Below are 13,847 nucleotides of genomic sequence, written 5' to 3' on the forward strand. Positions count from 1 at the left end.
GAAGAGGCAAGTATGAAATATCTGGTTACCGGCGCAGCAGGATTTATTGGCTTTCATGTCACTCAACGCCTGCTTGATGCCGGTCACCAGGTTATCGGTATCGATAACCTGAATGATTATTACGATGTTAATCTGAAAAAATCCCGCCTCGAACTGGTTAACAACCATCCCGAATTTACCTTTATAAAAATTGATCTTGCCGACAGGGAAGGTATTGCCAGTCTGTTTCGTGAGCAGCGTTTCCAGCGCGTAATTCACCTTGCCGCCCAGGCCGGTGTGCGTTATTCACTGGAAAATCCCCTGGCCTACGCAGATGCGAATCTTATCGGTCATTTAAATATTCTTGAAGGCTGCCGCCATAACCAGGTTGAGCATTTATTGTATGCCTCTTCCAGCTCGGTATATGGCCTGAATCGTAAACTGCCATTCTCAACGGATGATTCCGTTGACCATCCGGTATCGCTGTATGCGGCAACCAAAAAAGCCAATGAGCTGATGTCTCATACCTATTCTCATCTGTACGGTATTCCCACCACCGGACTGCGTTTCTTTACCGTCTATGGCCCCTGGGGACGTCCGGATATGGCGTTGTTTAAGTTCACTCGCGCTATTCTCGCGGGTGAAAGTATCGACGTTTATAATAATGGCGAAATGCGTCGGGACTTTACCTACATCGACGATATTGCCGAATCTATCCTGCGCCTGCAGGACATTATTCCCCAGCGCGATGAAAACTGGACGGTTGAAACAGGAAACCCGGCCAGCAGTTCAGCACCTTATCGGGTCTACAATATCGGCAACAGCCATCCTGTGATGTTAATGGACTATATAAAAGCGCTGGAGAATGCGCTCGGGCAGACGGCAACGAAGAACATGCTACCGATGCAGCCGGGTGATGTACTGGATACCAGCGCGGATACCAGCGCGCTGTACAAGGCAATCGGCTATAAGCCGCAGACCGCAGTGGCGGAGGGCGTTGCGCGCTTTGTCGCGTGGTACAGAGACTTTTATCAGGTTTGATGATGAATAAAAAAAAGGAAGCTTACGCTTCCTTTTTTACTGATGCCTGGTGATAAAAAATAAAACTAAATAAACGCACACACTGTGTGCGTATTAGAGGCGGACTCTAAGAGAAATTACAGCAGGAAATCGTCCAGCTGCTTACCTTGTTCTTCGATTGCTTTCTTGATTACTGCCGGGGTGCGGCCCTGGCCGGTCCAGGTTTTCGTTTCGCCGTTCTCTTCAACATACTGATATTTCGCCGGGCGCGCCGCACGCTTAGATTTACCTGGTGCTTTGGCCGCTGCAAGGCTGGAAAGTAATTCGTTCGGGTCAATGCCGTCAGCGATCAGCATATCGCGATATTGCTGCAGTTTGCGAGTGCGTTCTTCAACTTCGGCCTGCGCCTGATTTTCTTCATCGCGGCGCTCATTAACCACAACTTCCAGTTTCTCCAGCATTTCTTCCAGAGTTTCCAGGCTACATTCTCTTGCCTGCGCACGCAGCGTACGGATGTTGTTCAGAATTTTAAGTGCTTCGCTCATTGTCCACTTCTCTAATTTATATTGATAGGAATACTTCTTGCCCGATAATAATAGTAGTGACGATAGCGAACTGCAATAGCTAATTGTCTGAGGAATAGAAAACAACTAATAGACACATATTATACAGTTTAAAAGCCGGGTGATTATCGATTGCGGCAGAAATAAAATCGATATCGGCTATCAAACCAACAGGCGTACATAGCAGTTAAACCCCTAATAATAATTAGCTTATTACCATCAAAACGCAAAGATTATGCTACACTTCGCGCATCATTTATGACCTGCGGAGTAAGGGCCGATGGCTCAACTTTATTTCTATTATTCGGCGATGAACGCCGGTAAATCCACGGCTTTGTTGCAGTCTTCTTATAATTATCAAGAGCGCGGAATGCGTACGATGGTGTATACCGCTGAATTTGATAATCGTTTCGGCACGGGGCGGATTGGCTCACGAATTGGCCTCTCTTCTCCGGCCAGACTTTATAGTAACGAGACTTCACTATTTAGTGAAATTAAGGCTGAAAGCCTTCTCGAACCCGTTCACTGTGTCTTGCTCGATGAAAGCCAGTTTCTTACACGTGCTCAGGTCAAAGAGCTGGCCGACGTTGTCGACCTGCTGGATATCCCCGTGCTTTGCTACGGGTTACGTACTGATTTTCAGGGTGAATTGTTTAGCGGCAGCCAGTACTTGCTGGCATGGGCTGATAAGCTGGTGGAATTAAAAACCGTCTGTCACTGTGGCAGAAAAGCCGGGATGGTTCTGCGCCTGAATGAACAAGGCAAGCCGTTTAAAGAGGGGGCGCAGGTACAGGTAGGCGGAAATGAAAGTTATGTTTCCGTCTGCCGCAAGCACTACTACGAAGCGCTGGAAACCGGTTCCTCTCGTGCTATTTTTGGTAATCAGCATGGCACAGAAGGATAAATCCGCTTAATTTTCCGGCTTGAGAATATTCCTGGGCGAGGTTAAGACAACCTAACCGTTCTGCCTGGCAAACTATTTATGAACGCTAAAAATAATGCCGGTTACGTAAAGTAACCGGCATTGTTTCTTACCGTAGTACTATATCCGCTAGTGCGCTGTTACTTCTTTGCGCGTTTTTCAACCTTTTTGATTTCGGTTTCCTGCACGGCTTCGGTGGCCGCATTCTCAGACTCAGTAAATGCGCGACCGTAGAATGTATCCATCATAATCTGCTTCAGCTCAGCAATTAACGGATAGCGCGGGTTGGCGCCGGTACACTGGTCATCAAAAGCATCTTCAGCCAGTTTATCCACTTTCGCCAGGAAATCGGCTTCCTGAACGCCAGCTTCGCGAATTGACTTCGGAATGCCCAGTGCGGCTTTCATCTCTTCCAGCCAGGCCAGCAGCTTCTCAATTTTCTGCGCTGTACGGTCGCCCGCTGCGCTGAGACCCAGATGGTCGGCAATCTCCGCGTAGCGGCGGCGTGCCTGCGGACGGTCATACTGGCTGAAGGCCGTCTGTTTGGTTGGGTTATCGTTAGCGTTATAGCGAATCACATTACAAATCAGCAGCGCATTGGCCAGACCGTGTGGAATGTGGAACTCCGAGCCCAGCTTGTGAGCCATTGAGTGACAGACACCAAGGAAGGCGTTGGCGAAGGCGATACCGGCGATAGTGGCGGCGTTGTGAACGCGCTCACGCGCTACCGGGTTTTTGGCCCCGTCACGATAGCTGGTAGGCAGGTTTTCCTGCAGCAGTTTCAGTGCCTGCAGCGCCTGACCGTCGGAGAATTCGTTCGCCATGACGGAAACATACGCTTCCAGCGAGTGGGTCACGGCATCCAGTCCACCGAAGGCACAAAGTGATTTCGGCATATCCATCACCAGGTTGGCATCAACAATCGCCATATCCGGGGTGAGGGCGTAGTCCGCCAGTGGATATTTCTGACCGGTGGCATCGTCGGTTACGACGGCGAACGGCGTGACTTCTGAACCGGTACCCGATGTGGTGGTGATCGCCACCATTTTGGCTTTGACGCCCATTTTCGGGAACTTGTAGATGCGTTTACGGATATCCATAAAGCGCAGCGCCAGCTCTTCGAAGTGGGTTTCCGGATGTTCGTACATCACCCACATAATTTTCGCCGCATCCATCGGTGAACCGCCGCCCAGCGCGATAATCACGTCAGGTTTGAAGGAGTTCATCTTCTCAGCACCTTTACGCACGATGCTCAGCGTTGGGTCGGCTTCAACTTCGAAGAACACGTCGGTTTCCACGCCGTGTGACTTCAGCACGCGGATAATCTGGTCGGCATACCCGTTGTTGAACAGGAAGCGGTCGGTAACGATAAACGCGCGTTTGTAGCCGTCGGTGGCCACTTCTTCAAGGGCAATAGGCAGCGAACCGCGGCGGAAGTAGATAGACTTAGGAAGTTTATGCCACAACATATTTTCAGCTCGCTTGGCCACGGTTTTCTTGTTAATCAGATGTTTAGGTCCGACGTTTTCAGAAATGGAGTTACCACCCCATGAACCACAGCCCAGCGTCAGTGACGGTGCCAGTTTGAAGTTATACAGGTCACCGATACCACCCTGTGAAGCCGGTGTGTTAATCAGAATACGCGCGGTTTTCATTTTGTCGCCAAAGTAATTGACGCGCTCAGACTGGTTGTCCTGGTCGGTGTACAGACAGGAGGTGTGGCCGATACCGCCCATCGCGACCAGCTTCTCGGCTTTATCAACCGCGTCGGCAAAGTCTTTGGCCCGGTACATAGCCAGCGTAGGGGACAGTTTTTCGTGGGCAAACGGTTCGGACTCGTCAACCAGTTTGACTTCGCCAATCAGAATTTTGGTACTCGCCGGAACGGTTAAGCCAGCCATCTCGGCAATTTTTACCGCTGGCTGACCAACGATAGCCGCGTTAAGCGCGCCGTTTTTCAGGATCATATCCTGCACGGCCTTCAGTTCTTTACCCTGCAACAGGTAGCCGCCGTGGCTGGCGAACCGCTCGCGAACCGCATCATAAACGCTGTCAACGACAATCACCGACTGTTCAGATGCACAGATCACGCCGTTATCGAAGGTTTTTGACATTAAAATTGACGCAACCGCACGTTTAATATCTGCCGTTTCATCAACCACGACCGGTGTATTACCGGCACCCACGCCGATAGCGGGTTTACCAGAGCTGTAGGCCGCTTTCACCATGCCTGGACCACCGGTAGCAAGAATCAGGTTGATATCCGGGTGATGCATCAGCTGGTTTGACAGGTCGACGGAAGGTGCGTCGATCCAGCCAATAATGTCTTTCGGCGCACCGGCGGCAATGGCGGCCTGCAGAACGATATCGGCGGCTTTATTAGTGGCGTCTTTGGCGCGCGGATGCGGGGAGAAGATAATACCGTTGCGGGTTTTCAGACTAATCAGCGCTTTGAAAATCGCAGTAGAAGTAGGGTTAGTGGTTGGAACGATACCACAGATAATGCCGATAGGTTCAGCGATGGTGATGGTGCCGAAGGTGTCGTCGGTGGCCAGAACGCCGCAGGTTTTTTCATCTTTGTAGGCGTTATAGATATATTCGGAAGCGAAGTGGTTTTTAATCACCTTATCTTCAACGATACCCATACCGGATTCCGCGACGGCCATTTTAGCCAGTGGAATTCGGGCATCGGCAGCGGCCAGAGCGGCAGCGCGGAAGATTTTGTCTACTTGTTCTTGAGTGAAATTGGCGTATTCACGCTGTGCCTTTTTAACACGTTCAACCAGTGCGTTAAGTTCAGCAACATTAGTAACGGCCATAAATGCTCTCCTGAGGAAGTTAAACTCTATTAGTAAACAAGTCAGAACTTGCAAGTATAGTCATCGACGCTGCTGCTGCCGGACACGGGCTTGCGATAATGCGAAAAACGTTCTAATGGTTTACTGACAGAGTCTCAATGCATCTTAAAACAGACTGTCACTTTCGGTGCGTTATCAGCTCCTTCTGATGACATTGAGCATAACGGGAGTCGCTAAGAAAAATGATGATTTAGATCATCTTTCTTGCAAGCTGACACCTTTCAGCTTGTGTGGAATTGTGCTTTTCCTCAACTTATGCGCATTAAGTTATGACAAGATTTAACAATGAAATAATGCTCTAAACATTCCGGTAACAGCGAGTTTGTTTACCCGATTTTAACGAGAACTTCGGGTGATTATCACGAGAGGCAGGATGGTCAGTGCGGATGAATTCTATTACATTAGCGCCATCATGACGCCCACAGGAGAGCAGGGTGAATTCAGCACTATTAGATCTGTCAGGTTACATCAAATTCTTTGTCGGCCTGTTTGCGCTGGTCAATCCCATCGGTATCATCCCGGTGTTTATCAGCATGACCAGTTATCAGGTTGCTGCGGCAAGGAATAAAACCAATCTTACTGCCAACGTCTCCGTAGCGATTATTCTGTGGACCGCGCTGTTTTTAGGCGACGGTATACTGCATATTTTCGGCATTTCCATTGATTCATTCCGTATTGCGGGCGGCATCCTGGTCGTCACCATCGCCATGTCGATGATCAGCGGTAAGCTGGGGGAAGATAAGCAGAACAAGCAGGAGAAATCCGAAACGGCCAACCGGGAAAGCATCGGCGTAGTACCGCTGGCGCTGCCGCTGATGGCAGGGCCTGGTGCGATCAGCTCTACTATAGTCTGGAGCACCCGCTATCACAGCTGGCAGAATCTGCTGGGCTTCTCGCTGGCGATTGCACTGTTCGCCTTCTGTTGTTGGCTGTTATTCCGCGCTGCACCGATCATGGTCCGTGTACTGGGCCAGACCGGCATCAACGTGGTCACACGTATCATGGGGCTTTTATTGATGGCGCTGGGCATTGAGTTTGTGGTTACCGGTATCCGGTCACTGTTCCCGGGTTTAACCAGCTGAATCGTCTGAGATGATTTCATCCTGAAATAAAAACATTAAGGCGCACATTGTGCGCTTTTTTTACGTGTGAGATAAAACAGATGCACTAATTTGGTGCGTTTTCGTTCTTTTGCGCCCTATTTTACGGCATTTATTCATTTGGCTTACATCGATGTGCAAATTATTAATGTAATTACTGCAAACGCATTTGCATCGGCGTATTGCGATTACAGGTGTGATTTTTATTACATTTGTATCTGCCTTAAATTTTTATCATATCCAGTTGTATGTACTGCTTAGTTGGTTACTGATAGCAGTATTTGTTGCTGGAGTGATGGTTTTTTGCGACATAAAATTGATTTTTACAGGCATTGTGCAGTTTATCGCCCGTTCGCGTCTGTTTTAATTATATGTTTATATTAATCAGTAAGTTATTCATTATTTATTGATGTGTAATAACTCATTACCCCTGCGATTTATCATGATAAAGTAGAAATGGTTAACATTTTTGCTATTTAGCTTTAGCGCAAACTTACCCCTTCTGATAATTTTTCAGGTGACACGTTAAAAACTGGCACCGGATGTGCAGTGTATTACGCCGTAACTTTGAGGGATGGCAGCAGGGTTTAACTGAACAGCAGCAGATTGCCAATGTGATGTTCTGATCGTCAGCCCGACTGACTGAGCGGTAACGCAGGAGTGCTTCGCAAAGCGGTAGCAGAAAGAAGTACTGATTTATCAACAAACCAAAAGGCGTCGTTCCGCCATTTGGCAAGGTTTCCCGAATACAGGGCTATCGCCGCGGGCCGAAGATCCGCAGGTAATATTAAAAACTGGAGTAGGTAAATAATGACCAACATCACGAAGAAAAGTCTTATCGCCCTGGGCGTCATGGCCGCTGTGGGGTCACTGACACTCAGTACTGCCTTTGCGGCAAATGTGCCCGCCGGCGTGCAGCTGGCCGACAAGCAGGAATTGATCCGCGGTAACGGTGCAGAACTGCAATCCCTTGACCCGCACAAAATTGAAGGCGTGCCGGAATCTAACGTTAACCGTGACGTGCTGGAAGGGCTGGTGATTAACGACGCCGATGGCAAAATTATCCCCGGCGTAGCGGAAAAATGGGAAAGCAAAGAGGGTGGCAAAGTGTGGGTCTTCCACCTGCGCAATAACGCCAAGTGGTCAAACGGCGAGCCGGTCACCGCGCAGGACTTCGTCTACAGCTGGCAGCGCCTGGCCGATCCGAAAACTGCCTCACCTTATGCCAGCTACCTGCAATACGGTCATTTACTCAATGTTGATGACATCATCGACGGCAAAAAACCTGCCGACACCCTGGGCGTAAAAGCCATTGACGATCATACGCTGGAGGTCACCCTCAGCGATGCCGTTCCTTATTTCTACAAGCTGCTGATCCACCCATCCATGTCCCCGGTTTATAAGCCGGTGGTAGAAAAATTTGGTGATAAGTGGACCCAGCCCGCCAACTTTGTTGGCAACGGCGCCTTCAAGCTGAAAGAGTGGGTGGTTAACGAGCGAATCGTCGTTGAACGTAACCCGCAGTACTGGGATAACGCCCATACCATTCTGAACCAGGTCACCTTCCTGCCGATCTCTTCCGAAGTGACCGATACCAACCGCTATCGCAGCGGCGGCAGCGATATGACCTACAACTATCTGCCGATTGAACTGTACCAGAAGCTGAAAAAAGAGATCCCGGGCGAAATTCACGCCGATCCGTACCTCTGCACCTATTACTACGAAATCAACAACCAGAAACCACCGTTTAACGATCCCCGCGTACGTGCCGCACTGAAACTCGGCCTGGATCGCGACATCATGGTGATTAAAGTGAAGGCGCAGGATGAAGACCCGGCCTACAGCTACACCCCGCCGTTTACCGATGGCATCAAGCTGACGCCGCCTGAGTGGTTCGGCTGGTCGCAGGAAAAACGTAATGAAGAAGCGAAGAAACTGCTGGCCGAAGCGGGCTACACGGCCGACAAGCCGCTGACCTTTGACCTGCTGTACAACACTTCCGACCTGCATAAAAAACTGGCAATCGCTGCGGCATCCATCTGGAAGAAGAATCTGGGCGTTAACGTGAAGCTGCAAAACCAGGAGTGGAAAACCTTCCTGGATACTCGCCATCAGGGCACTTTCGACGTGGCGCGCGCGGCCTGGTGCGCGGACTATAATGAACCGACCAGCTTCCTGAATACCATGCTGTCGGACAGCAGCAACAACACCTCACATTATAAGAATCCTGAGTTCGATAAGGCGATGGCACAGGCGCTTGCTGCCGGGGATGAGGGCAAACGCGCCGAAGTTTACGCGCAGGCTGAAAAAATCCTCGATGCCGACTCCGCTATTGTTCCGGTCTATTACTATAAAAATCTGCGCTTAGTGAAGCCTTATGTGGGCGGCTACACCGGCAAAGATCCGCTGGATAACAGCCACGATAAAGATCTCTACATTATTAAACACTAAGTACGACGGGCAGTTCTGCTGCCCATTTAAAGCAATGTCACCGCAGAGGTTCGCCTCTGCGGCTTAGAGCCAGCAGGTACGGGCAATGTTAAAATTTATCTTCCGTCGCTTCCTTGAAGCGATACCAACGCTGTTTATTTTGATCACCATCTCATTCTTTATGATGCGCCTTGCCCCCGGCAGTCCGTTTACCGGCGAGCGCGCATTAACACCGGAAGTCATGGCGAATATCGAAGCCAAATATCACCTCAACGACCCGATGTGGAAGCAGTATCTCAACTATCTTCAGCAGCTGGCGCACGGCGATTTCGGTCCTTCCTTTAAATATAAGGATTACACGGTTAACGATCTGGTTGCCTCCTCCTTCCCGGTTTCAGCCAAGCTGGGCGCTGCGGCATTTTTGCTGGCGCTGGTCTTTGGCGTGACCGCGGGCGTCATTGCGGCGCTGAAGCAGAACAGTAAATGGGATTACGCGGTGATGGGGGTGGCGATGACCGGTATTGTTATTCCCAGCTTCGTGGTGGCTCCGCTGTTAGTACTGCTGTTTTCAATAACCCTGAAGTGGCTGCCCGGAGGCGGCTGGAACGGCGGGGCGCTGCAATATATGATCCTGCCGATGGTCGCACTGTCGCTGGCCTATATCGCCAGCATCGCCCGTATCACCCGCGGGTCGATGATTGAAGTTCTCCACTCAAACTTTATTCGTACGGCCCGCGCCAAAGGCCTGCCGATGCGTCGGATTATTCTGCGCCACGCGCTGAAGCCCGCGCTGCTGCCGGTACTTTCATACCTGGGCCCGGCGTTTGTCGGCATCATCACCGGTTCAATGGTCATTGAAACGATTTACGGGCTGCCGGGTATCGGCCAGCTGTTCGTTAACGGCGCCTTAAACCGCGATTATTCGCTGGTATTGAGCCTGACTATTCTGGTCGGTGCGCTGACGATTCTGTTTAACGCGATTGTTGACGTGCTGTATGCCGTTATCGATCCGAAAATTCGTTACTGAGCAGGGGCTGAAAATGATTTTAAGTAAGAAAAACAGCGAAGCTCTGGAAAATTTCACTGAAAAGCTGGAAATCGAAGGGCGCAGCCTGTGGCAGGATGCCCGTCGTCGCTTTATTCATAACCGTGCGGCGGTAGCCAGCCTGTTTGTGCTGGTGCTGATCGCGCTGTTCGTCACCTTCGCGCCCATGCTGTCGCAGTTTACCTACGATGATACCGACTGGGCGATGATGTCCGCGGCCCCGGAGTTCAGCAGCGGCCACTATTTTGGTACCGACTCCTCGGGGCGCGATCTGCTGGTGCGCGTGGCCATCGGCGGGCGAATTTCTCTGATGGTCGGTATTGCCGCGGCGCTGGTAGCGGTGGTGGTCGGCACGCTTTACGGCACGCTGGCGGGCTACCTTGGCGGAAAAACCGACTCGGTAATGATGCGCCTGCTGGAAATCCTCAACTCCTTCCCGTTTATGTTCTTCGTGATCCTGCTGGTGACGCTGTTCGGCCAGAATATTTTGCTGATCTTTGTCGCCATCGGCATGGTTTCCTGGCTGGATATGGCGCGTATCGTACGCGGGCAGACGCTCAGTCTGAAGCGCAAAGAGTTTATTGAAGCGGCCCAGGTCGGCGGTGTATCGACCATGAATATTGTATTGCGTCATATCGTCCCCAACGTGCTGGGCGTGGTGGTGGTGTACGCCTCGCTGCTGGTGCCGAGCATGATCCTGTTCGAATCGTTCCTTAGCTTCCTCGGGCTGGGTACTCAGGAACCGCTGAGCAGCTGGGGCGCGTTGCTGAGCGACGGTGCTAACTCCATGGAGGTTTCTCCGTGGCTGCTGCTGTATCCGGCCGGTTTTCTGGTGATCACCCTGTTCTGTTTTAACTTTATCGGCGATGGCCTGCGTGACGCCCTCGACCCGAAAGACCGCTAAGGAGATAACAATGAGTGTAATTGAACTGGAAACGGTCAGAACATCCGCCAGACAGAGCGAAGCACTGCTGGACGTTAAGGATCTTCGGGTTACCTTCAACACGCCGGACGGCGATGTTACGGCGGTCAACGATCTTAATTTCTCGCTGCGCGCGGGAGAAACGCTGGGTATCGTGGGTGAGTCCGGGTCGGGTAAATCGCAGACCGCATTTGCCCTGATGGGGCTGCTGGCCAGCAATGGTTGGATCGGCGGATCGGCGCGCTTCGACGGTAATGAAATCCTCAATCTGCCGGAGAAGAAGCTGAACCGGCTGCGCGCCGAGCAGATTGCGATGATATTTCAGGACCCGATGACCTCGCTGAACCCGTATATGCGCGTGGGTGAACAGCTGATGGAAGTGTTACAGCTGCATAAAGGCATGAGCAGCGCTCAGGCGTTTGAAGAGTCGGTACGGATGCTGGATGCGGTAAAAATGCCGGAAGCGCGCAAGCGTATGAAGATGTTTCCGCATGAGTTTTCCGGTGGGATGCGCCAGCGCGTGATGATTGCCATGGCGCTGCTGTGCCGGCCAAAACTGCTCATCGCAGATGAACCAACCACCGCGCTGGATGTGACCGTGCAGGCGCAGATCATGACGCTGTTAAACGAGCTGAAGCGGGAGTTTAATACCGCGATTATTATGATCACCCACGATCTGGGGGTGGTGGCCGGGATCTGCGATCGGGTACTGGTGATGTACGCCGGACGCACGATGGAATACGGCAACGCTCGCGATGTCTTCTATCATCCTTCTCATCCTTACTCGATTGGTTTGCTGAATGCCGTTCCGCGCCTCGATGGCGAAGAGGGCGATACCCTGATGACCATTCCTGGCAATCCACCTAATCTGCTGCGCCTGCCGAAGGGCTGCCCGTTCCAGCCTCGCTGCCCGCATGCGATGGAAATCTGCCGCACTGCGCCGCCGCTGACGGGATTTGGTGAAGGGCGCCTGCGCGCCTGCTTCAAACCGGTGGAGGAGCTGGTATGACAACGGTTGCTGAAAAGAAAGTCCTGCTGGAAATCGCCGATCTGAAGGTGCACTTCGACATCAAAGATGGGCGTCAATGGTTCTGGCAGCCGCCAAAAACGCTGAAGGCGGTGGATGGCGTCAGCTTACGGCTGTACGAAGGGGAAACCCTCGGCGTGGTGGGTGAGTCAGGTTGCGGGAAATCGACGCTGGCGCGGGCAATTATCGGGCTGGTGAAAGCAACCGAAGGCCGCGTAGCCTGGCTGGGCCGTGACCTGTTGGGGCAAACGGCGGATGAATGGCGCGCAGCACGCAGCGACATTCAGATGATATTCCAGGACCCGCTGGCCTCGCTGAATCCCCGCATGACCATCGGCGAAATTATCGCTGAGCCGCTGCGCACCTATCATCCGAAAATGGCGCGGCAGGAAGTGAAGGATCGCGTTAAGGCGATGATGCTGAAGGTGGGGCTGCTGCCCAACCTGATTAACCGCTACCCGCATGAGTTCTCCGGCGGTCAGTGCCAGCGTATCGGTATTGCCCGTGCGCTGATCCTTGAGCCGAAGCTGATAATCTGCGACGAGCCGGTATCGGCACTGGATGTATCAATTCAGGCACAGGTGGTTAACCTGCTGCAGCAGCTGCAGCGAGAAATGGGCCTGTCGCTGATCTTTATTGCTCACGATCTGGCGGTGGTGAAACACATCTCCGATCGCGTGCTGGTGATGTATTTAGGGCACGCGGTAGAGCTGGGTACTTACGACCAGGTTTATCAGAATCCGCAGCACCCCTACACCCGCGCGCTGATGTCTGCCGTGCCGATCCCCGATCCCGATCTGGAGAAAAACAAAGTCATCCAGCTGCTGGACGGCGAGCTGCCGTCGCCGATCAATCCACCTTCGGGCTGTGTATTCCGCACCCGCTGTCCGATTGCCGGGCCGGAATGCGCGAAAACCCGGCCGCTGCTGGAGGGCAGTTTCCGCCATGCGGTGTCCTGTCTGAAGGTTGATCCGATGTAAGGGATCGCCGAGCTCTACATACCAAAACCCGTTTTGAACTTTCAATGCGGGTTTTTTTTACGCCCTGGTTTAATGCTTGATCTTATCTCGGGAGGACCCTAGTAATAGCGCATCGTAAAGGATTGCAGGAGGTTGTGTGCCGGATTACTGCCAGGGACTGCGCGGTCGAATTTATGCGGCGCTGTTCGATAGTCATACCCGCAGCGGTCACTACGCTGAACGTTTTTGGATTTTATCATCGTTGATTAGCGTGATACTGGTGTTTGTGGAGTCCGGGACACCCGGTGTGATAGTCAAGGCTGATGCTGAAATCTCACTGTTCATGCTGCTCGAGTATCTCTTTACCGCCATTTTTAGCCTCGAATATCTGCTGCGCCTGATAACCTCACGCCATCCGCTGCGCTACGCGTTCAGTTTTTTTGGCGTTGTTGATTTGATTACCGCGCTGCCGCTGTACATCTACTTTTTATGGCCGGGAATCGCCCTGCAATACATGATGGCCCTGCGCCTGCTTCGCGTGCTGCGGCTGTTGCGATTGATCAAACTGCTGCGCTATATCGGCTCTGCCAGCGTCATGTGGGACAGCCTGTACAGCGCACGTAAAAAGCTGATGCTGTTTTTTGGCGTGCTGATAATCCTGCTGTGCCTGTTTGGTGGGCTGATGTATGTGATTGAAGGACCTGAACACGGATTCACCAGCCTGCCGGTCTCGCTCTACTGGGCGACCGTCACGCTAACCACCGTTGGCTACGGGGATATCACGCCGCATACCGGACTGGGCCGCATCGTTTCATCGATATTGATCCTGCTGGGCTACTCGCTGATCGCTATTCCGACCGGGGTGATGAGCTCTTACATGACCGAAGTGATGCAGCGGCGGCGAAAACAGCGCATCTGCCTGCACTGTAAGGAGTCCGGGCATGAAAATGATGCGCATTTTTGCAAAAACTGTGGCTCGGACCTGCCGGCAGATCGGGACGAAAAAAAGCCCGATTAAATCG

At 52.0% G+C, this 13,847-nt stretch carries 11 protein-coding genes; 9 read left to right on the forward strand and 2 right to left on the reverse strand.

Going from position 1 to position 13,847, the window contains the following annotated elements; translation table 11 throughout:
• The first annotated feature begins 12 nt into the window (after positions 1 to 12).
• Complete coding sequence (locus OMR58_RS19220) at positions 13 to 1,020, forward strand: NAD-dependent epimerase (protein ID WP_200559613.1); 1,008 nt, start codon at positions 13 to 15, stop codon at positions 1,018 to 1,020.
• A 116-nt stretch (positions 1,021 to 1,136) separates the two neighbouring features.
• Here the strand turns inward: OMR58_RS19220 and hns are convergent, their stop codons facing one another.
• Complete coding sequence (hns, locus tag OMR58_RS19225; RefSeq protein WP_105595227.1) at positions 1,137 to 1,544, reverse strand: histone-like nucleoid-structuring protein H-NS; 408 nt, start codon at positions 1,542 to 1,544, stop codon at positions 1,137 to 1,139.
• Between the two features lie 298 nt (positions 1,545 to 1,842).
• Between hns and OMR58_RS19230 the strand changes: the two genes are divergently transcribed.
• Positions 1,843 to 2,466, forward strand: coding sequence for a thymidine kinase (locus OMR58_RS19230; protein ID WP_200559612.1), 624 nt, complete (start codon positions 1,843 to 1,845; stop codon positions 2,464 to 2,466).
• Between the two features lie 158 nt (positions 2,467 to 2,624).
• Here OMR58_RS19230 and adhE read toward each other — a convergent pair whose 3' ends face one another.
• Positions 2,625 to 5,303, reverse strand: a complete 2,679-nt coding sequence (gene adhE / locus OMR58_RS19235) for a bifunctional acetaldehyde-CoA/alcohol dehydrogenase (RefSeq protein ID WP_264546704.1) — start codon at positions 5,301 to 5,303, stop codon at positions 2,625 to 2,627.
• A gap of 473 nt (positions 5,304 to 5,776) precedes the next feature.
• Between adhE and OMR58_RS19240 the strand changes: the two genes are divergently transcribed.
• The 7 genes from OMR58_RS19240 to OMR58_RS19270 all read left to right on the forward strand — a co-directional run bounded on the left by OMR58_RS19240 (position 5,777) and on the right by OMR58_RS19270 (position 13,843).
• Positions 5,777 to 6,424, forward strand: a complete 648-nt coding sequence (locus OMR58_RS19240) for a YchE family NAAT transporter (protein WP_105595224.1) — start codon at positions 5,777 to 5,779, stop codon at positions 6,422 to 6,424.
• A gap of 828 nt (positions 6,425 to 7,252) precedes the next feature.
• Positions 7,253 to 8,893 (forward strand): oligopeptide ABC transporter substrate-binding protein OppA, encoded by a 1,641-nt coding sequence (oppA, locus tag OMR58_RS19245; protein WP_264546705.1) that lies wholly within the window; start codon positions 7,253 to 7,255, stop codon positions 8,891 to 8,893.
• 85 nt (positions 8,894 to 8,978) lie between these two features.
• Positions 8,979 to 9,899 carry an oligopeptide ABC transporter permease OppB gene (gene oppB, locus OMR58_RS19250; RefSeq protein WP_105595222.1) on the forward strand — a complete coding sequence of 307 codons (921 nt, stop codon included), beginning with the start codon at positions 8,979 to 8,981 and terminating at the stop codon, positions 9,897 to 9,899.
• A gap of 13 nt (positions 9,900 to 9,912) precedes the next feature.
• Complete coding sequence (gene oppC / locus OMR58_RS19255) at positions 9,913 to 10,821, forward strand: oligopeptide ABC transporter permease OppC (RefSeq protein WP_105595221.1); 909 nt, start codon at positions 9,913 to 9,915, stop codon at positions 10,819 to 10,821.
• Between the two features lie 10 nt (positions 10,822 to 10,831).
• A complete protein-coding gene (locus OMR58_RS19260; protein ID WP_264546706.1) occupies positions 10,832 to 11,848 on the forward strand; it encodes an ABC transporter ATP-binding protein in 1,017 nt (338 codons plus the stop codon).
• The gene (oppF, locus tag OMR58_RS19265; RefSeq protein WP_205064411.1) at positions 11,845 to 12,846 is read left to right on the forward strand and encodes a murein tripeptide/oligopeptide ABC transporter ATP binding protein OppF; all 1,002 of its coding nucleotides are present in this window, start codon (positions 11,845 to 11,847) and stop codon (positions 12,844 to 12,846) included. The genes OMR58_RS19260 and oppF overlap by 4 nt, the downstream gene beginning before the upstream one ends.
• Before the next feature lie 136 nt (positions 12,847 to 12,982).
• Positions 12,983 to 13,843 carry an ion transporter gene (locus OMR58_RS19270; RefSeq protein WP_264546707.1) on the forward strand — a complete coding sequence of 287 codons (861 nt, stop codon included), beginning with the start codon at positions 12,983 to 12,985 and terminating at the stop codon, positions 13,841 to 13,843.
• Positions 13,844 to 13,847 lie beyond the last annotated feature (4 nt).

Source organism: Erwinia sp. INIA01, from assembly GCF_025947915.1.
In the GTDB taxonomy this organism is placed as follows: Bacteria; Pseudomonadota; Gammaproteobacteria; order Enterobacterales; family Enterobacteriaceae; genus Erwinia; species Erwinia coffeiphila.